At 71.6% G+C, this 17,669-nt stretch carries 20 protein-coding genes; 3 read left to right on the forward strand and 17 right to left on the reverse strand.

What is annotated here, in order from left to right; genetic code table 11:
- Nucleotides 1-113: 113 nt before the first annotated feature.
- Nucleotides 114-401 (reverse strand): hypothetical protein, encoded by a 288-nt coding sequence (locus AB0D08_RS17530; protein ID WP_233289033.1) that lies wholly within the window; start codon nt 399-401, stop codon nt 114-116.
- Between the two features lie 101 nt (nt 402-502).
- On the opposite strand from AB0D08_RS17530, the gene AB0D08_RS17535 reads away from it, so the two are divergent.
- Together AB0D08_RS17535 and AB0D08_RS17540 are read left to right on the forward strand one after the other, a co-directional pair.
- Entirely contained in the window at nt 503-760 is a 258-nt protein-coding gene (locus AB0D08_RS17535; RefSeq protein ID WP_359889667.1) for an SDR family NAD(P)-dependent oxidoreductase, read from the forward strand.
- Nucleotides 669-1,067, forward strand: a complete 399-nt coding sequence (locus AB0D08_RS17540) for an SDR family oxidoreductase (protein ID WP_359889670.1) — start codon at nt 669-671, stop codon at nt 1,065-1,067. Before AB0D08_RS17535 ends, AB0D08_RS17540 begins: the two co-directional genes overlap by 92 nt.
- Before the next feature lie 414 nt (nt 1,068-1,481).
- Here AB0D08_RS17540 and AB0D08_RS17545 read toward each other — a convergent pair whose 3' ends face one another.
- The 7 genes from AB0D08_RS17545 to AB0D08_RS17575 form a co-directional block, all read right to left on the reverse strand.
- Entirely contained in the window at nt 1,482-1,916 is a 435-nt protein-coding gene (locus AB0D08_RS17545; RefSeq protein ID WP_033820627.1) for a hypothetical protein, read from the reverse strand.
- Nucleotides 1,917-1,926: 10 nt separating this feature from the next.
- A complete protein-coding gene (locus AB0D08_RS17550; RefSeq protein ID WP_033820626.1) occupies nt 1,927-2,457 on the reverse strand; it encodes a hypothetical protein in 531 nt (176 codons plus the stop codon).
- Nucleotides 2,458-3,500: 1,043 nt separating this feature from the next.
- A complete protein-coding gene (locus AB0D08_RS17555) occupies nt 3,501-4,040 on the reverse strand; it encodes a phage tail protein I (protein WP_359889673.1) in 540 nt (179 codons plus the stop codon).
- A complete protein-coding gene (locus tag AB0D08_RS17560; RefSeq protein WP_033820319.1) occupies nt 4,040-6,040 on the reverse strand; it encodes a putative baseplate assembly protein in 2,001 nt (666 codons plus the stop codon). Before AB0D08_RS17560 ends, AB0D08_RS17555 begins: the two co-directional genes overlap by 1 nt.
- Nucleotides 6,040-6,447 carry a GPW/gp25 family protein gene (locus AB0D08_RS17565; protein WP_359889675.1) on the reverse strand — a complete coding sequence of 136 codons (408 nt, stop codon included), beginning with the start codon at nt 6,445-6,447 and terminating at the stop codon, nt 6,040-6,042. Before AB0D08_RS17565 ends, AB0D08_RS17560 begins: the two co-directional genes overlap by 1 nt.
- Nucleotides 6,448-6,454: 7 nt before the next feature.
- Complete coding sequence (locus AB0D08_RS17570; RefSeq protein ID WP_359889677.1) at nt 6,455-8,293, reverse strand: phage baseplate assembly protein V; 1,839 nt, start codon at nt 8,291-8,293, stop codon at nt 6,455-6,457.
- A complete protein-coding gene (locus tag AB0D08_RS17575) occupies nt 8,290-8,850 on the reverse strand; it encodes a hypothetical protein (RefSeq protein WP_233289019.1) in 561 nt (186 codons plus the stop codon). Before AB0D08_RS17575 ends, AB0D08_RS17570 begins: the two co-directional genes overlap by 4 nt.
- On the opposite strand from AB0D08_RS17575, the gene AB0D08_RS17580 reads away from it, so the two are divergent.
- On the forward strand, nt 8,783-8,956 hold the full coding sequence (locus AB0D08_RS17580; protein ID WP_158515494.1) for a hypothetical protein: 174 nt from the start codon (nt 8,783-8,785) through the stop codon (nt 8,954-8,956). The genes AB0D08_RS17575 and AB0D08_RS17580 overlap by 68 nt on opposite strands.
- 76 nt (nt 8,957-9,032) lie before the next feature.
- Here AB0D08_RS17580 and AB0D08_RS17585 read toward each other — a convergent pair whose 3' ends face one another.
- The 9 genes from AB0D08_RS17585 to AB0D08_RS17625 all read right to left on the reverse strand — a co-directional run bounded on the left by AB0D08_RS17585 (nt 9,033) and on the right by AB0D08_RS17625 (nt 17,548).
- Nucleotides 9,033-9,605 (reverse strand): phage tail protein, encoded by a 573-nt coding sequence (locus tag AB0D08_RS17585; RefSeq protein WP_033820323.1) that lies wholly within the window; start codon nt 9,603-9,605, stop codon nt 9,033-9,035.
- Nucleotides 9,606-9,639: 34 nt separating this feature from the next.
- Nucleotides 9,640-10,167 carry a phage tail protein gene (locus AB0D08_RS17590; protein ID WP_033820324.1) on the reverse strand — a complete coding sequence of 176 codons (528 nt, stop codon included), beginning with the start codon at nt 10,165-10,167 and terminating at the stop codon, nt 9,640-9,642.
- A gap of 159 nt (nt 10,168-10,326) precedes the next feature.
- A complete protein-coding gene (locus tag AB0D08_RS17595) occupies nt 10,327-12,564 on the reverse strand; it encodes a DUF4157 domain-containing protein (protein WP_149038121.1) in 2,238 nt (745 codons plus the stop codon).
- A gap of 25 nt (nt 12,565-12,589) precedes the next feature.
- Nucleotides 12,590-12,778 carry a DUF6760 family protein gene (locus AB0D08_RS17600; protein ID WP_359889730.1) on the reverse strand — a complete coding sequence of 63 codons (189 nt, stop codon included), beginning with the start codon at nt 12,776-12,778 and terminating at the stop codon, nt 12,590-12,592.
- Entirely contained in the window at nt 12,772-13,191 is a 420-nt protein-coding gene (locus tag AB0D08_RS17605; protein WP_082526494.1) for a hypothetical protein, read from the reverse strand. Before AB0D08_RS17605 ends, AB0D08_RS17600 begins: the two co-directional genes overlap by 7 nt.
- A 17-nt stretch (nt 13,192-13,208) precedes the next feature.
- Nucleotides 13,209-13,646, reverse strand: a complete 438-nt coding sequence (locus tag AB0D08_RS17610) for a phage tail protein (protein WP_033820328.1) — start codon at nt 13,644-13,646, stop codon at nt 13,209-13,211.
- A 95-nt stretch (nt 13,647-13,741) separates the two neighbouring features.
- Nucleotides 13,742-14,260 (reverse strand): phage tail protein, encoded by a 519-nt coding sequence (locus tag AB0D08_RS17615; RefSeq protein WP_158515496.1) that lies wholly within the window; start codon nt 14,258-14,260, stop codon nt 13,742-13,744.
- A 37-nt stretch (nt 14,261-14,297) separates the two neighbouring features.
- Nucleotides 14,298-15,890 carry a phage tail sheath subtilisin-like domain-containing protein gene (locus AB0D08_RS17620; RefSeq protein WP_359889733.1) on the reverse strand — a complete coding sequence of 531 codons (1,593 nt, stop codon included), beginning with the start codon at nt 15,888-15,890 and terminating at the stop codon, nt 14,298-14,300.
- Nucleotides 15,891-16,096: 206 nt separating this feature from the next.
- Nucleotides 16,097-17,548, reverse strand: a complete 1,452-nt coding sequence (locus AB0D08_RS17625; RefSeq protein WP_359889681.1) for a bifunctional diguanylate cyclase/phosphodiesterase — start codon at nt 17,546-17,548, stop codon at nt 16,097-16,099.
- Between the last annotated feature and the right edge of the window lie 121 nt (nt 17,549-17,669).

A 17,669-nucleotide genomic window follows, 5' to 3' on the forward strand; every position in this document is an offset into this window, starting at 1 on the left:
CAGTTCTTCTCCTGGGTGGGGATGAAGGCCAGCTCGCGGTCGAAGACGATCAGCCGCCCGAAGAGTTCGTGCGCCGTCCGGTACTGGCCGCCCAGTGCGGACATGGCGACGACTTAGGTCTGGCTGGGGCCGTTGAGGTACTCGGGCGCCCCCGCCCGGCTGGCTGGTCGGCACTTCCCTCTGGCATGGTTCGATGCGCGGTTGAGGGAGTCCCGGACGTCCTGGAGATTGTCCAGCACCACCAGACGGCTCGAGGTCGAATGCTGCGTATATTGCAGGTGACCGGCCTGGTCCGAAGCGGTTTTCGCGAAGAGCATGTAACACAAGGTGGCAATCATCACGGGGCCACCGGAGGAATTGGCTTCCGCGTTGCAGAGATGCTGGTCGCCGAGGATGCGCATGTCGCGTTGTCGGGGCGCCAGGAAAGAGCAGGGGAGCTGGAAGCGGCACCCTTGGGAGGTGGGCCGACTTCTTCCGGCCGGATGTCTCGGTGGAAGCCGAAATGGCAACGCTGGTCGGCCGCACTGTCGAACTCCACGTGCGGCGTGATGTCATGGTCAACAATGCCGGCGGGCCGGGAAATCTGTCGCCGATCACCGAGTGCGATGCGGATGTCTTTGCGCGGGCCGTGACTGTGCATGCCAATGGCCCATTGCTCGGGATCAAGTATGCCGGGCGGGAGATGGCCGCTCGGGGATCGGGAAGCGTCGTCAACGTGGGTAGCGCTGCGGGAAAGGCCGGCGGCTGGGAGGGGCTTTGAATATTCCGCCGCCAAGGCGGCCGTCGCGCAGTTGACCCGGAGTGCCGCATATCTCCTGGACTCGTGCCCACGGGAATTTTCGCCAAAAGGGACCGGAGTACAGCCGTCGGTCGCCGATGCCGCGGCTTCCGTGCTTGCCGCCAGAGCGACGGAACTGGTCGACGGCATTCAACCCATCGTCTCCGCTCTCACCCCCGAAGACGTGGCCGCGGCTGTGCTGTGGCTCGCGGGAGGCGCGAGTCACCTCATCACCGGCCAGGATCTCGGGTCGACGCCGGTGTATCGGCCGGTCGGCCCGTCTCCGTGATCCGTGCGGAGCGGGACCGCCTGCGTCAGGTGTTCTCCCCCTGATCCCTACGGGGTCCCTCGCGGACCGTTCTCCTGCGATGCACACGCCCCGCAGCAGGCCGCTGCACCATGTGTTCGAGTGGCCTGTGCGCCGTGAGGCCCCGTTGATCCGGGCAGGTTGACTGCCCTGCCACGGAGGGGCTTTCGGGACCGAGGGCCGTCCGTTCGCGCGGCTCGCCGCGTACTGACCGGAGGTCAAAGGTCCTCCCGATCACTGCGGGTTCCGGCGCGCGCGGCGGCGAGGAAGACGGCGAGGACGGGGAGCGGGGCGGCGAGGCCGAGCACCAACAGGACGCAGGGCACGATGTTCCTCTCCTTCCGACCGCAGGCAGCGGTCGTGTGACCGATACGACCGGTACACGCCGTATCGTTTTCAGGCTGAAGTGACCGTCGTGTTCGTGGTGATGAACCGTGCGGTTCCGGGCTTCTGGAGCTGCGGGTCGGGTACCGGCCCGGCCGGGGTCGGCTGGGTCGCGGGTGTCTGGACGCTGAAGACGGCGGGGAACGGGCCTCCCTTGACCAGGATCGGTTTGCCGGCGTTGGTGGTGCGCTGGGTCATGTTGGTGGGCATCAGGGTGAGGGTCAACGTGCCGGTGCCGGGGACCGTGAAGGGCGGTTGGGTGTAGGGCATCGGTCCGCTCAGCGCGACGGGCAGTTCGTCGCCCTGCAGACAGACCGGCAGGGCCTGGACGGCCACGTCCGTACTCGACCCCGTCAGCGGGAGCGGCGCGAGGAGCGTGGGGATGACGGCGGCCCCGGGGATGGTCACCTCGAGCAGGTCTCCGGTCCTGATGACGAAATCGGCCACGTCGCCCCCTTCAGGTGGTCAGTCCGAACAGTTCGAGGTCCGTGATGGCGACATCGGACCCGGCGCTGCCGGGATACACCGCGCCGACCTGGACCTGCATCCCGGTGATGAGCACCGCGTGGCTGATGGAGAACGTCTGTGCCTCGGAGGTGTCCTTCGGGACGATGACGAAGGACTCGCCGTTGGAGAAGACGAGGCGCAGCAGGCTCGGCCGCCCGTTCCGGACGTAGGCGTCGCTCGCCCCGGAGTGCAGGATGAGCTTCTTCAGCGTCACCCGGTGGGCGAAGGTGAAGGAGAGAGCCGGGTTCTTCGAGGCCGACCAGGGCGCCAGCCAGTGCGTGCCGAGGACCTCGTCCGCGGCGTTCAGCGGAGGGTGGCCGGGCTCCTCCGCGTCGGCCGCCACGCCGGTGGCGTGGATGGGCGAGAGGTGGCCGCCGATGGCGTCGGTGACCCGGGTCCTGGCCCGTTGGACCTGGTCGTCCACGCTTTTGCGGAAGGGCGGGTAGGTGGCGTAGAGCGTGGTGGCGCACAGGAGCACCACCGCGGCGACGATGCGGCCCTTGCGGTAGGTCCAGCGGAGGACGAACCTCAGGTCGAATCGGGGCCTCGTGAGGTGCGCCCCGCCTCCGGCCCGGTCGCCCGTACCCGTGTCGAGTGCGACGACGCGGGGTCCGCGTCTGGGAACGAACCTCCGCCACCACGGCTCCTTGACCGTTGCCGCCTCGACCAGCGAGGTGCCGCAGCGGCTGCAGAATCTGCGCGTGCCGGGATTGCCCTCCCCACACGCACCGCACACCAGATCGCCGGGCTGCAGACGACGGGTCGGTGCGGTTCTCGTGACCGCGATGGCTCGGGCCCGCGCTATCCGGGGCGCCTGTTCGCGAATCTCCTGGGGCGCCCTTGCGGGGGTTTCGGCAGTGTCGGCGGGAGGGTGATCCGGGCGGCGTCCTGGCTCCGGTGCTCCTGGTGCGGAGACGGGGGCCGGCGCCGGGTTTACGACGGGCGCGACCAAGGCCGCGACGTCGGTCCGTGGTGCGGGCGGCCTCGGTGGCGGCGTCGGTGTGTCTGCGCCTCGGCGTGGCGGCGGAGGGGGAGGTACGGCTCCGGAACGTGCCGGCGGTGGCGGCGGGGGTGCCGGGGGCCCGCTACGCGGTGCGGGCGGTGGCGGCGCCGGGGGACCGCCACGCGGTGGCGGTGGCGGAGGAGGTGCGGCTCCGTTGCGTGGCGGTGGCGGCGGCGCCGGGGGACCGGCCGCGTTCCGTCCAGGCCGGGGCGGCGGGGGCGGGGGCGAGCCGGCCCCGGGCCGCGTGGCCGCCGCGGGCCGGGCCTGACCCGCCGAGGGCGTCGTCGGCTCGGAGTTCCGCTGCCTCGGCGGTCCCGCGATGAGACTGTTCGTTCCTTGGACCACGCGCTGCAGCAACCCGGTACGCGGCGGTGCGTCCGCCTGCTCCTGCTGCTCCGGTACCTCGACGGCCGGGGCGGCCTTCGGTGTCTGCTTCTCCCCCGTCCATTCGAGGAAGCCTCCGCAGGTGCCGCAGAAGGCGTCGTCGTCACGGTTGTGCAGCCCGCAGCTGCGACACACGATCATCGCTCGACGACCTCCAGACTGTGCGGGACATGGGCGGGTTTCTCTGCCACGAGCAGCTCTTCCAGGACGGTGACGTCCACCGGCGTACCCTTCGCCACCGTCACCCGGACGGCGAGGTGGGTCTGCGCCCGGCCCGGCAACGGGGAGTTGGGGGTCGTGGACCAGCGGATTCCGCCGCTCTCGGTGATCTCCACCTCGCCACCGGTGGCGAGCTGGACCATGGCCCGCAGACCGTCGACGGTCCCTCGTCCGCGAAAGAGCCGCACGCACTCGGCCACGGCCTCGCGTTGTCGCTCCAGCGGCCAGTTCTCGTCCAGGACGGTGCCCAGCCAGCCCGCCAGCCAGGGCACGAAGTCCGGGGGCGCCAGCGCCGGGTCCACGTACGCGGCCAGGCAGTCCAGGGTGGAGATCGCCGGAGCCAGCACCTCGTCCAGGGCCCCGGTCCAGCTCATCGCCACCGGGTCCTCCTGGAAGACCGCGGGCAGCATGGCACCGATCGGGTACGGCGTGCCCAGCCCTTCCACGGCTCTTCGCATCAGTGCGCCTCCACTCTGATCTGGTGCTCGTACGAGAACACCAGGCTGTTCGTATCGAGATCGATCCGCGCGGTCTCCTTGCCGTGCACCCCGGTGACCGGGTCGGCGGAGAACAGCCGCACGTCCTCGACCAGTTCGACCCCGGACACCTGCTGCAGCCGCCCGAAGATCTCCCCGGCCTGCACGGGCCGGCCGAACGGCCAGCCTGCCCCGTCGGGCCCGCCGCCCGGCAGCGGGTTGAGGTACCGGTAGAGGACGTCGAGGGCGTCCTCCCGCACCCGTTCGGCGTTCACCCGCGGCCGCGCCACCAGACGGGCGACCACGGTGACACCGCGGTACAGCGGCGGTTCGAGCACCGCGCGGGTGCCCACCACCCGTGCCCGGTCCAGGCGTTCACCGATCCGGCGCAGGGTCGGCTCCGGCGGGACGAGGTTCTCGAACAGGATCCGCCCGTCCGGCATCGCCGCAGCCGGAACGACCAGCACCCGCACGGCCCCGGCGTCGGCCGCGTCCCGGCCGGCCGGCACACACCGCACCCGGGCGATCTCCGGCGCCGCCTCGCGGGCCAGGATCTCGTAGTCCTCCGCGGTCACCGCCCGGCTGCGGGTACGCACCAGCAGCGGCCCGCGGTCCTTCGCCTCCTCCAGGGTCTCCCCGTCCACCCCGCCCTGGGCCGGCCGCCGGTTCTCCACGGCCGTGACCGACGGGATCGAGGACTTCAACCGGCTGATGGCCCCCGCCGCCACGTTCCCGTGCGCGCCGCCCCCGGTCGCGTACCCGCGGATGCGCACCTCGGCGCCCTTGTCGGGGACCGCGCCGTAGCGGCGCAGGCCGCCGTCAGGTTCGCGCACCGCCGGGCCGAACAGCAGCAGGCCCGAGACCGCGTCCAGCGCGAAGTGCCGGTCCTGCGGGCCGCTGTCGGCGAAGTGCTCGACCTCGCTCCACTCCACCCAGCCGTCCGGCGAGCTGGTCTCCACGACCGTCGGACCGTAACCGGCCAGTACGGGGCTGCGCCGCAGCGGGAACCTCTGGCCGGGCACGCCCTCCGCCTCGCCCAGCACCTCCGGGCCGGCCGGATCGGCGTGCAGTGCCTCGACGGTCGCGCCCACCGTACAGACCGTCAGCCCGTCGACGACCGGCGAGTTCGCATAGGGGGGCTGCCCCTCCTCCGGCTCGACGACCAGCGCCCTGATCCAGCCCGCCCGGTCACCCCCGATCACCGAGGCCCGGTGCCCGGCCGGTACGTGCAGGACGATCGCACCCGAGGTGTTCAGACCCCCGGTCTCGTCCAGGCTCGTCTCGCACGGTGCCCAGCCGTCACCGGCCCACGCTTCCCAGACCAGCGGCGGATGCTTGGGGTTGACCCCCACACCCTCCACCCGGCCGCGGAAGCCGATCCTGACGACGCATCCGGGGACGGGGTCGGACAGGCCGATCAGCAGCGCATCGCCGATCCCGGGGCGCCGCCGGAACGCCGTGAACGGCCGCCCGTCGGCGAGCGACCGCGAGCGGTCCGCAGTCCCGCCGGGCTGCTCCTGCCCGGCACCGCCCGTGCCCTGGCCCTCCGCGGCCTCCGCCTCGGCCGGGGTCCTGACCCTGGCGAGCGAGCACGGCACCACGGCCAGGTCCTCCCGGGTGGAGAACACGATCGACTCGGCGGTGGCCGTGCGCACGGTGCCCACCCTGGTGCCCGCGGCGATCGTCAGCGGCGAACCGGCCGGGCTGGAGAGCCAGAAGGTGACGGGTGCCCGGGCCGGGGTGGGCGGCAGCATGCGCAGACCGATCAGGTTGAGGAACGTCACGTACAGCCGGTCGGGAATCTGGTTCAGCCGGTAGAACAGCTGGTCGGTCATGTGGGCGAAGGTCTCGATCAGGGTGACGCCGGGGTCGGAGACGTTGTGGTCCGTCCACGCCGGGCAGCGCCGCATCACCAGGCGCTTCGCCTCGTCGACCAGGTCCTGGAAACGACGGTCGTCGAGGTCGGGGGCAGGCAGGGGCATCAGTACTCGCCCTCCTCGTGCTCGGGGATGGTGTAGAAGGGGAAGACGAGGTTGCGTGGACTGTTGGTACCGGGGATGACGTACCGGATGTCGATGTAGAGCAGACCGGGACGCTCCCGGTCCGGGTACACCTCCACCTCGGCGACGTCCACGCGCGGCTCCCACTGCTCGATCGCACGCCTCACCAAGTCGGCTATCTCCGCGGTCTTGTGGACGCTCGCACCGTCGAACACGTAGTCCCGCAGGGTGCTGCCGAACCGCGGCCGCATCGGGCGCTCACCCGGGTACGTCTCCAGGATCAGCCGCATCGCCTGCTCCAGCTTGACGGTCCCCGAGGCCATCGCCACCGTGCCCGCGGGCTCCACCGCGAACGGGAACGACCAGCCGCTCCCGATGAAATCGGTCATCGCGGCCTCACCCGCCCAACGAGATGGACGCGCCCGACACCGACACGGTGCCCTGGCTCTGGATGGTCAGCGAGCCCGCGGACTTCAGCGTCAGTGCGTCACCACCGTCGATGGTCACGGTGCCGGCGTCGCCCGTCACGATGTTGATGGTCCCCGCCCGGCCGCACTCGATGGTCAGCTGCCCGGCCGGATCCGCGGGCGCGCACCTCAGCGCCAACGCCCCCTGAACGGCGTCCATGTCCAACTCGAAGGACCCGTCACCGGTACCGAGCGTGATCCGCGACCGCTCCGGCGTCGGCCCGTCACCCATCTCGTCGTGGAACACCAGCCGGTTGCCCGAGGCGGAGACGAAGCCGCGGCGCGCGACCGTGGCGTCCGCGCCACCCGGCCCCCGCACCACCGCGCCGCCACCGAGGTCGTACGCACTGTGCTCGGTGACCACACCGCCGAGCACATACGGACGGCGCGGATCACCGAACTCGAACCCCACCAGCACCTGGTCACCGACCTCCGGCAGGAACATCGCCCCGCTGCGCCGGCCCGCACCGAACTGGACCACCGGCGCCCAGTCCGTCCGCACGTCGGGCGACAGCCACGGCATCGTCAGCCGCACCCGGGCGTGGTCGTCACCGATGTCGTCGACCATCGCGCAGACCAGCCCCGGGATCCGCAGCGGATCGGCGGCGCCGGCCGAGGCGAGGTCGAGCAGCGAACGGTCTTGCGAGCCCCCGGCCGTGAACTCGGTACGGTAGCCGCGGTCCGTCAGATCGAAGACGTGCCGGGCCCGGGTGACCAGCCAGGTGTCGGGGAACCGGCCTGGGATCCCGCGGACCTTGACGGTGACGCCCGCCCGGACGGCGGGGTTGCCCATCGCGTCGCCCTCCGCCTCGGCGAAGGTGCCGCCGACGAAGGCGGCCAGAGCCTCGGCCGCGACCTGCGCACTGCCGACCGGCACAGTGCCGACGACGTGGGCGGTCGTGCTCGGCGCGGGGCCGCCGTCCTCCGACCCCGGCCCGCCCGCCGCCACACCCACCGGAACGGCCGACCCCGACGAGAACAGCCCCGCGACCCCGGCTGCGTCCTGCACACCCGGCGCCGAGGTGAAGACCGAGGCGACCGGCACCACGGACGCGTCCGCGAGCACGGCCCGCAACGGATCCCAGACCCGCACCTCGACCTCCGACGGCAGGTTCCCGGCGGTGACCCGCGGCTCGAACCGCAGCAGATCGCCCGGTATCGCCAGCTCCGGCGGGCTGCCACCGGAGTCCGACACCGTACGGGCCGGACGGAAGCAGAACCGGCCGTCGACCATCCCGAACTCGAACCCGATCTCCCTCGCGCGCCGGTCCAGGAACTCCCAGTCGCTCTGATTGCACTGCAGCACGTGCTCGTGCACGGTCCCGGTGTCGGCGATCCCGCCGATCGGCAACTGCGCCTCCTCGGCGATCCGCAGCGCGATGTCGGAGTCGGTCGCGTCGGCGAACGACCGGGTTCTGCGCGCCCGTTGCAGCCGGTGGCACAGGTCGTAACCACGGATCACCGTCTGCCCGGAGGTGCCGTGATAGTGCCCCTCGACGGCGGTGATCTCGCCGACGATCAGCCGGCCCCCCGGCCCGGACCCGGTCCGTACCTGGACCCGCGTCCCGATCTCCAGCCCGGCATCGTCCAGGGCGAACCCGGTCAGGTCGTCGAAGGCGAGCACGAACATGGCCGGCAGCCGCAGGTGGGTGTCCACCTCGGCCCGCGCCAGACACCGCGCGGCGACCCCGGACAGCTCGCGCCCCGTACCCGGACCGATCAGAACCGTCGGCCGTACGGTGAAGGCCGGCCCCTGCGGTACGGTCATCGCTCGCTCTCCTGTGATCCGGGCAGGTAGACGAGTGTTCCCGGCCGCACCCGCAGCGGATCGTCGAAACGGTTCGCCGCGGCGATCTCGCGCCACCGCCCGGGGCTGCCGCAGGCGCGTGTCGCGAGATGCGGCAGGCTCTCCGCACCGGTGAGCAGATGACTGCGGCGCCCGGGTGCACCGCCCGAACTGGGGTTGGTGGGCGTCTCGGTGTTCCTGACCTCATGGAGCGTCAGGTCGACCGCGGCCCGCACGGGTACCCCGGAACGGTTGAACCGGCTGTACGTGACGGTCGCCTGGTGGAGCGTGACCCGGGTCTGCCTGCTTCCCCAGATGAAGTGCAGAAGCCTCGGGACGAACGTCTCCGAGGAATTGACCGCGGGCTCCAGATACGTCCATCCGAGCAGGCGCTCACAGGTCTTCAGCACGTCCCGGCCGTCGAAGGTGCACGAGCGCAGCACGATGCTCGTCGTGCCCATGGCCTTCGCCATGTCCTCCAGACTGAAGGAGGAGGCGGCCGCGTTGCCGTACGTGTTGGCCGTGTGGGAGACGGTGATGGTGGCCGGGTTGAACTGGAACTGGACGTACCCGGTCGGAGGGGTCGAGTCGACAGGGCCGAGCTGCGCTCTGGCGTCGGTGGACAGCGTGGGCTCCCGAAGGTGAGAGGGGATCCGGGTGCCACACCGTGTCGGCACCGGTGATGACAGCCGTGTTACGGCGCTTGCGGTGTGGCGGCGGGTCAGGGCAGAAAACCGGCGTGTTCGAGGGTGAGCGTCTCGATGGCGACCGCGTTCTGCTTGGCGTCCATGACCGGCCCGCTCCACGAGGCCGGATAGGCGTCGTGCAGGGTCCAGGCGGCGACCGGCTGCTGGTGGACGTCCTGCAGGACGATCTTCACCGTGCCCTTCGGCGGATGGGCGCCGTTCTCGTCGTCGTTCATCCAGCTCGCGACGAACCGGGCGAGCCAGTTCTGCAGGTCCTGGGAGCTCTTCGACTCCATCGCCCGCTCCAGGACCACCGCGGAGTAGACGACCTGGCCGGGAAGTTTGACCTCGCCGCTGTAGTCGCCACCTACCTTGACCGTCTCGGTCCTGAAGTCGACCTTCAGCCCCCGGCAGGCCGACCACTCCCCGAGCGGCACACTGGTGGCTCCCTCGAAGGTGACGGTGAAACGCATGGACAGGCCGTACTGCCGGAACGCGGCTCCGGCCGCCGCCCTGTGCGCCATGGACGCGGCTGCGGACGCGCCCGTGGCGAGACCGGTCGGGGTGGCGGCGTGGTCGGCTGTCACGGCGATGGAGGCGATGCTCACTGCGGGGCTGCCTTTCTGCTCTTCGGTCCGGTGGTCAGGAGGGGGAGATCATCGGTACGGGCGCGGCCGACGCCGAGGAGTCCAGGTCGTCCTCCAGGAAGCCGCTGTGGGCGAGCTTGAGGGTCTCGATCGCGGGCTTGGCGCCTCCCGCGTCGAACGAGTCGATGGACCAGGAGATCGGGAAGAACTCGCTCAGCCGCCACTCGACCACCGGGATCCCGACGAAGTTGACCAGCTGGATCGTGCCGCTCTGGGGCTGTGGCCGCCTGGAGGTCTGCGCGAGCCAGTGCTGCACCACCCGTGAGAACGGTCCGGCGGCCCGGCTGAGCGTGATCGGCTCGTACCGGGTGGCCCCCGGGTAGAGCCAGACGTGGTTCCCGCGGTCCCCGACCCGGTGCTCCACCTGCTGCCAGGACACCGACAGCCCGGTCACCTTGGACCACTCGCCGAAGTGGTAGGCGACGTTGTCGATGAAGACGGCGAACCGGTGGCTCATACCGACCATCCGCGGGTCGGCGATGTTCCCGGCCTGCTCGGCCGCGCCGAGCATCGACTCCATCATCGGATCTCCGTAGGTTCCAGGGCGGTCCCGGGGACCGGATGCGGCCGGTCGGGCTGCGCCGACCGGGACTTGTCAGGAGTAGCGGCCACCACCGCGCGGTGGTGGCCGTGGTGCGCCGGGGCAATGGTGCGAGGTGCGCCTGCCGGGGAGCGTCCCCGGTCACCGCACCTGCCCCAGGGGCCCGGCTTCGCCGAGCCGCCCGGATCGCTCGCGGTCGACGAGCAGTTCGCGGCGCAGCCGGGCGTGGATCGTCCGGTAGATCCGTCCGGCCAGTTCCGCGACGTGGCCCGGGTCGTCGAGGTCCATCGGGCGCTTGCCGCCGGGCTCGACGAGCCTGCCCCCGGTCGAGGCCGGTGCGGCGTCCACGCGCACCGGTTCCCCCGTGGAAGCCGCCGGCGGCGCCGCCGGCGCCGGCGCCGCGTTCATGGACACACCCGTCGGTGCGGGCACGGGAGCGGCCGCGGCGGTCACATCGCCGGTCTGCCGCTGCACCCCGCCCACGGGCGCCGGGTGCCCGGGCGGGGTCCACGGCAGCGGGAAGGTGTCGCTGCCCGCGGGTGCCTGCGTGCTCAGGCCGCGTGCCCGGCGCTCGGCCGACACCGCTGCGGCTTCCAGGGCGGCGCCGGCCTCGGAATCCTCCGGAGGGAGCGCGGAGCCCAGAACGCGCTGCTGCGCGGCGTGGGTGAGCTCGTGGGCGAGAAGTCCGCGTGCCACCGGATGATCGAGCAGCCCTTCCCGTTCGGGGAGGTACACCTCGCCACCGCGGGTGAACGCGCGGGCTCCGAGCACGGCGGCCTCGGCCGCGGCCTCGGGACCGCGGTGGATCGGCACATCGCTCACGTCCACGCCGTGTGCCTGCAGCACGGCCGCGGCGAGATCGGGCGGGGCGGTCGGCCCGGGTGCGTGCGGTCCGTCCGGGCGCTGTCCGCCCGGGCGGGGTCCGGGCGGACCGGAATCGGGGTGGACCAGATCCTGCCCGCGCCGAGCGGGCCGCGGCCCGCGGTGAACAGGCGGATGCACCGGGGCGGCGGTCGCCACCCGGGCCGGTGCGGGCCCGGCCGTCGCGGGCTCATCCGCTGCGGACTTCTCGGCCGTTGCGCGGAACGGCCGTTCACCGAGGACGAACCGGTGGACGGGACGTGCGGCCTGTCGGGCCGGCGGCTCGCCGGGCCGGTGGACGACCTGGTGAGAGGCGTTCGGGTCGGTGGCACCGTCCTCCCGCCGTTGCGGCTCCCGGTGAGGGGGTTGCACCGGCTCACCGACCGGCGCCGTGAGGCCGGCCTCGGGCGCCGGACGGTCCGTGAGCCGATCAGCCCCGGCGGGGACGTCGGGTGCGGGCCGGGGGGACGGATCCGGGTGGGCGTCCGCGTCCGCGTCGAGGCCGCCGTGGCCGCCACCGGGAGGCGGCGGCGAGGGGAACACCGGGCTGCCCGGGCCGCTCGCCCGTTGGCCGTGGACGGCGGCCGTACCGAGTGGCCCGGGCACGCCGGGCGACTCGCGCGGTGGCCCGGGGGTCTCGGCAGGGCTCTCGGGCGGATGCTCCGGAATCCGCCCGTCCACCGTCGTCGGTGGCCGGCGGATCGGGTTGCCGAGTCCGAGGCGCCGGCTCTCGGCGAGTGACGCGCGGGGCGCGGCCTTCGGCGCCACCGCCCGGGTGTTGTCCCGCGGCGGCGGAGCGGCGACGGCCTCGCTCGACCAGGAGGTGCCCGCCTCGGGCACCGGCAGCGCTGCCTCCGGCCCGCCCGGCGAGGGCGCCGTGGCCCCGGTCGCCCACGGCGGACGGTAGGACTCGACCATCTGCAGCCAGTCCGAGGAAGGCGGCGGCGCGACGGCGGGGTCTGCGGCGGGTGCGGGCTGCGGCGGTCCCACGAATCCGTCCCCGGCCTCGACCAGCTTCGGCCGGGGCCCGGACGACGCGAGCGGGCGCGGCACCAGCCGCGGTGCGGCGGGCGGCGCACCCGCAGCCCGGTCCCCGTCCGGTACCGGCACCGGCCCCCGCCGCCGTCCTCGTTCCCGAGGCGCCGCGACCGGCTCCCGCTCCGGCGGAGCATCGGAGTGGACGGCCACCAGACCGGCCACATGACCGACGGCCGTGTCCACGGCGGGCGCCGAGCCGGCCCACCGGGGAGCCGGACGCGGGGCCTGACCCGGATCCTGACGGTCCGTCGGACGGGGGAGCCGCGGTGCCCGGATCAAGGGGCGGTTCCGTTCGGCGGCGAACACACCCATCGACGGGGCCCCGGTCAACGCCGGCCGCCGGACGGTCGGTACGAGCGGCGGCAGCCGACGCCAGTGCGCACGGCCGCGCCCGCGCGCAGCAGCCTCCCCCGGCAGGGAGCCGGACTCGGGCCCTGCATCGTGGGTCTTCCCGCGTCGCCACCGGGGCATCCAACGCATCTCATCTCCTCTCTGTCCGACGGGATCAGGGCCGGAACGCCCCGAACCCCTCCGCCGCACCGCCGTCGGGACGGGTGTGGATCCGCCCGATCTCCTGGATGACCCTCTCCCGCACCGGGTGTTCGAGGCCGAGGACCTCACCCAGGGGCCAGTGCAGGTAGTACGCCACGTACACGGCCTCCTCCCAGAGCCGGTCGGCCGTGTACGTCAGGATTCCCCCGGGGCATCACCCGCGATGTCCACCGCGAACTCGTGACCGCACGAGGGACAGGCGACGTCCGCCTCGGTGTGCCCGTCCTGGTTGATCCGCCGGTAGAGGTCCTGCAGGAACGCGAGGTCCGAGGCGAACAGGTTTTCGACCACCGCCGCGTCGATCGCCGGTGTGGACCCGAGTCGGGTCAATGTCCGCGCGATCAGCACCACGCTGAGGTACGCGGGATTCTGCCGCACCCGCGGGTCGCTCTGGCTCGCGATCTCGTCGCGGGCCGTGGCCAGCCGCATCACCCCGTCCCGGTGCAGGTTGCCCTGGCCGTCCAGGTAACCCCGCGGCAGCACGAACGGGTACTGGGTCATCAACCCGGCCGAGTCGGCCGGTGCGTACAGGTCGAAGGTCGTCGGGAACGTCATCGCGGCCTCTCCTCGGGTCATCCGGCGGGCTGCATCAGGATGTGGTCGCAGTGGAGCACCACGGTCTCGGTCACCACTTCGGTCGCGCCGGCCTTCATACCGCCGATGTCCAGCTTCGACGGCCAGGCGTTCTCCAGGATGTACGTGATGATCGGGGAGTCCGACGACGGCGACCTGGACGCCGCGAACAGCATCAGCGAACAGGTCTTGCGGGCCGCGGGCTCACCCTGCAACACCGCCTGGTGCCACGCCCACATGTAGGCGTCCGTGTCCAGACCCCGCTTGAGGGTGACCGTCGGCGGCTTGGTCTTCCCGTACTGCTTCGTATGTACGATCCCCTCTCGACCGGTGGAGATGTACTCGATCGACTCGACCTCGGTGTTGATCCCGGACAGCTCACTGAACGTGGCGACCTGGATCCCGTCCACCTGGATCACGAACGTCGACGCGCTCATCACCGTCGGGTTCCCGCCGGCTCCTGCCACCTTGGACTCCCCCTCCGTTTCGCTTGCTCACAATTCCTTCCGTACACATCCGTGCGGTGCCCGCATCAACCGCCGTCGCCCTGGGCGATCATGTCGCAGGCGATCACGACGTCCTGGGTGACGACGCCTTCCCCCGCCCTGGCCGACGAAATATTGATCTTCGCGCACCAGGCGTTGACGAGCGTGTAGCTCATCAGCGGCTTCCGGTCCTGCGTGCCCGCCGACGCGCCGACGAAGATGTCCAGGCTCAGATACGGGGCGCGGGCAGTGGGCTTTCCACTGAGCGCCATCTGGTGCCAGGCCCACAACGCCAGCGAGTCGTCAAGCCCGCGCTTGAGCGTCACCGTCGGAGGCTTGGTCAGACCGAACAGCTTGCTGTGGTTGATGAACCCCGTCGGATCCGCCGACACGTACTGCTCGATGCCGATCTCGCTGCTGATGCCGGCGAGCTCCTGGAACGCGATGTTCTGCAGCCGGTGCCCGCCGGTGATCTGGATGTTCGAGGAGACCACGAAGATCGGCGCGGAGGCGACGACGTGCGGCGCCCCCTTGTCCCCCGGCGGCTGGAAACCTTGATTGAACACGATGCACGGACCCCTCTCCACCCGGCCGGAGCCGGGCTCACTCCTCCAGTGCCGCGCCCTGCGAATACTGCGAGACCCGGAACACGATGAACTCCGCCGGCTTCACCGGCGCGATCCCGACGTCGACCGTGAGGATCCCCGCATCCCGGTTCTCCGGCGGGTTGTTCTCCTCGTCGCACTTGACGAAGAACGCCTCCTCCGGGGTACGGCCGAACAGCGCACCGCTGCGCCACACCCGCCGCAGGAACATCGTGATCGTCCGCCGGACCGAACCCCACAGGAACCGGTCGTTGGGCTCGAAGACCACCCAGTTCGTGCCGTCCAGGATCGACTTCTCCACGAAGTTGAACAGCCGTCGCACGTTGAGGTAACGCCACTCGGGATCGCTGGAGAGCGTGCGCGCGCCCCAGATCCGGATGCCCTGTCCCGGGAAGGCCCGGATGCAGTTGACCGCCACCGGGTTGAGCTGGTCGTGCTCGCCACGGGTGATGTTGGTCGCGAGATCGATCACCCCGCGCACCACCTCGTTCGCCGGAGCCTTGTGCACACCGCGGCTCTCGTCGCTGCGCGCCCACACCCCGGCGACGTAACCACTGGGCGGGATCACCGAGGGCCTGCCCTTGACCGGGTCCATGACCTTGATCCACGGCCAGTAGAGCGCCGCGTACTTGGAGTCGTACCCGGCGACGTCCGTCCGCCACTCCTTGACCTGCTGGGCACCCAGTCCCGGCGGGGCGTCGAGGATCGCCACCCGGTCGGCCATCAGCTCACAGTGAGCGATCATGGCCAGCTGCACGGCTTTGACCCCGTCGAGGTCCACCGCCCCGCTCTCGTACGCCGCCATCAGATCGGGAACGCAGAGCATCGTCACGTTCTCGACCGCCTCCAGGCCCGCGAAGCCCGTCCGGTCGGCGGTGTCCCCGACGTAGTCGGCCGGGGTGACCCGCTCCACCGGCGGCCCCCCGGGAACCACCGGCGTCGATGCGGTCGTCCCTCGGCCGAGCGCGATGCGCGCGCCCTTGGCCGGCACCAGCGCCGAGGCGCCCTTGACCTCCTCCAGCGCGATCAGCTTCGAGGACTCCTTGACCACTGTCACCGCGTGGCGTGCGCCACGGCGCAGCGACAGGTTGTCGAAGACCTCCACCTCGCGGTCACCCTGCTGCACCACCAGCTTGAACATCTCGTCGCCGGGCTCCGTCGCGTCGGTGACCTCGATGCTCAGCTCGTCGCCCGCCGTCCCGGAGACCAGCGCCCTGGCCCGCAGGGCCGGGCGGGCCGCATCCCCTGCCGCCGGAAGGTCCCTCTGCGCGAGGGTGCCTGGGGCCGCAGACGCGCCACCCGGTGACTGTTCCCCGGAGACCTCCCCGCCGGCGCCGATGCGCACGATGTAGGCGGCCCCGCCGCCGTTGAGGAAGTACCCGTAGACGGACTGCGGAAGGTGTGCGCCTTCGACGAACCCGCCGAAGGCCTTCGTGTACTGAGTCCAGTTGGTCACCAGGGTCGGCTGATCGGTGACACCACGCTCGGTGAACCCCACGAAGGCACACAACGCGGTGCCCACACCTTCGATGGGCCGGGAGCCCGAGGAGACTTCCTCGACGTAGACTCCGGGGGATTGGTAACTAGGCACGTCCTGCTGACTCCCCTTCAGACCTCCGGAAAAAGCGCTGACAGGCGTCGTCGGCGGGGAAGCGCGATGGCTCACGGCCTTCCGCCGGGCGACAGCGATCAGTCTCCGGCGGACCGGACGGGTTCAGGTGCGTGCAGTGGTGGCATAGAACGCAAGCCGCTGTGCGTGATGAAGCAGAGCCGCCCGGCTCCGGCGCGGGGTGGCTCTCACCCCGCCGGAACGGGCTGCGGCGGCGGCCGGTGGAGCAGCCAGGCGGTGGTCCTGTCGGGCGGCATCGCCGCGCAGATCAGCCAGCCCTGTATCGCGTCGATCCCCTCGGTGCGCAGGCGCCTCCAGGTCCGGTGGTCCTCCACCCCTTCGGCCACGGCGGTGAGACCGAGCGTGTGCGCCAGCTCCACCGAGCAGCGGACGACCGCGGCCTCGTGGTCGTCGGAGGCCATCTCGGAGACGAACGACCTGTCGATCTTGATCTCGTCGATGGGGAGGTCGCACAGCCGGGACAGTGAGGAGTACCCGGTCCCGAAGTCGTCCAGCGAGATCCGGACCCCGTGCCGGCGAAGCTCGGCCAGGGTGTCGGCGGCGCGGCCGGGGTCGTCGAGCAACTGCCGCTCGGTGATCTCCAACCCCAGTGCCCGGGGCGGCACACGGTGACGGGACAGCGTCGCGATGACCTGCTCGGCGAACCCGGGGCCGATGATGTCACTGGGCGCGATGTTCACCGCCACGGGGATGCGCATGCCGTGGGAACGCCACCACGACAGCTGGGCGGCCGCCCTGTCGACGGCGTAACCGGTGAGCTGCGGCATCAGCCCGCTGGACTCCGCCAGGCCGATGAACTCGTTCGGCGGGACCTGCCCGTGCCCCGGCCGGTTCCAGCGCAGCAGGGCCTCCAACGCGGTCACCCGGCCGTCCATGGAGACGATCGGCTGATAGTGGAGCTGGATCTCGGCCTGCTCGAGCGCCCGCCGCAGATCGCCGAGCAGACCGATCCGCTCCGGCGTGTCGATGTCCCGCGCCTCGTCGTACAGCTCGACCATGCTGTGACGCCGCTGGGCACAGGCCATGGCCGCGTCGGCGTGACGCAGAAGTGTCTCGGCGTCGTGAGCTCCCTCCGGAAAGGTGCAGATGCCGACACTGGCCTCCAACGTCAGATGCAGGCCGTCGAGGCGGACCGGTTCGGCCAGCCGACGCAGGACCCCGGCGGCGAGTCCGCGCAGGGACGCGGTGTCGTCGACCTGGGGAAACAGGACGGCGAACTCGTCGCACCCGATCCGGGCGACGACCGGGGAACCGGAATCCCCCGGCACCGGCCGACCGGCAGAGGACGGCGCCTCAGGGGGACCCCCGTGGAACATCTCCCGCAGCCGATGGGCGCTGACCTCCAGGAGCCGGTCACCCACCGCATGGCCGAGGGCATCGTTGATGGAGCGGAAACGGGCGAGATCCACCAGCAGGAGACCGCACCCTCGATCCTGCGCACGCATCCGGGTGATGCACCGCTCGGCCGCCACGAGCAGGGCCCGCCGGTCCGGCAGACGGGTCAGAGGGTCGATCGAATGACCTCGCCGGTGAACCTGGGCGGTCCGCCGCGAAGCCCAACCCGCAGCGAACCCGATCATCGTCCCCGCCGGGCCCAGACTCCTGCTCGTCCGCCCCATCGATCGTCTCCGTTCCGGCCCGTGCCGCTCCGTACGCCGGTCCGGGCGGAACGCGTCAGCAGGGCTCAAGTAAGGGGAGAACCCATTGTCAGCAGCGCTCCCGGCACGCCCGGTGCCTCCC

Origin of the sequence: Kitasatospora sp. NPDC048540 (assembly GCF_040651175.1) — a bacterium.
Taxonomy (GTDB): domain Bacteria; phylum Actinomycetota; class Actinomycetes; order Streptomycetales; family Streptomycetaceae; genus Kitasatospora.

Coding starts and splice junctions, on each gene's coding strand:
- AB0D08_RS17530 (WP_233289033.1), bottom strand. CDS start 401: ATGCGCATCCTCGGCGACCAGCATCTCTGCAACGCGGAAGCCAATTCC.
- AB0D08_RS17535 (WP_359889667.1), top strand. CDS start 503: ATGGCAACGCTGGTCGGCCGCACTGTCGAACTCCACGTGCGGCGTGAT.
- AB0D08_RS17540 (WP_359889670.1), top strand. CDS start 669: ATGCCGGGCGGGAGATGGCCGCTCGGGGATCGGGAAGCGTCGTCAACG.
- AB0D08_RS17555 (WP_359889673.1), bottom strand. CDS start 4,040: ATGCGAAGAGCCGTGGAAGGGCTGGGCACGCCGTACCCGATCGGTGCC.
- AB0D08_RS17560 (WP_033820319.1), bottom strand. CDS start 6,040: ATGCCCCTGCCTGCCCCCGACCTCGACGACCGTCGTTTCCAGGACCTG.
- AB0D08_RS17565 (WP_359889675.1), bottom strand. CDS start 6,447: ATGACCGATTTCATCGGGAGCGGCTGGTCGTTCCCGTTCGCGGTGGAG.
- AB0D08_RS17570 (WP_359889677.1), bottom strand. CDS start 8,293: ATGACCGTACCGCAGGGGCCGGCCTTCACCGTACGGCCGACGGTTCTG.
- AB0D08_RS17580 (WP_158515494.1), top strand. CDS start 8,783: ATGTCCTCCAGACTGAAGGAGGAGGCGGCCGCGTTGCCGTACGTGTTG.
- AB0D08_RS17590 (WP_033820324.1), bottom strand. CDS start 10,167: ATGATGGAGTCGATGCTCGGCGCGGCCGAGCAGGCCGGGAACATCGCC.
- AB0D08_RS17595 (WP_149038121.1), bottom strand. CDS start 12,564: ATGCGTTGGATGCCCCGGTGGCGACGCGGGAAGACCCACGATGCAGGG.
- AB0D08_RS17605 (WP_082526494.1), bottom strand. CDS start 13,191: ATGACGTTCCCGACGACCTTCGACCTGTACGCACCGGCCGACTCGGCC.
- AB0D08_RS17610 (WP_033820328.1), bottom strand. CDS start 13,646: ATGAGCGCGTCGACGTTCGTGATCCAGGTGGACGGGATCCAGGTCGCC.
- AB0D08_RS17625 (WP_359889681.1), bottom strand. CDS start 17,548: ATGGGGCGGACGAGCAGGAGTCTGGGCCCGGCGGGGACGATGATCGGG.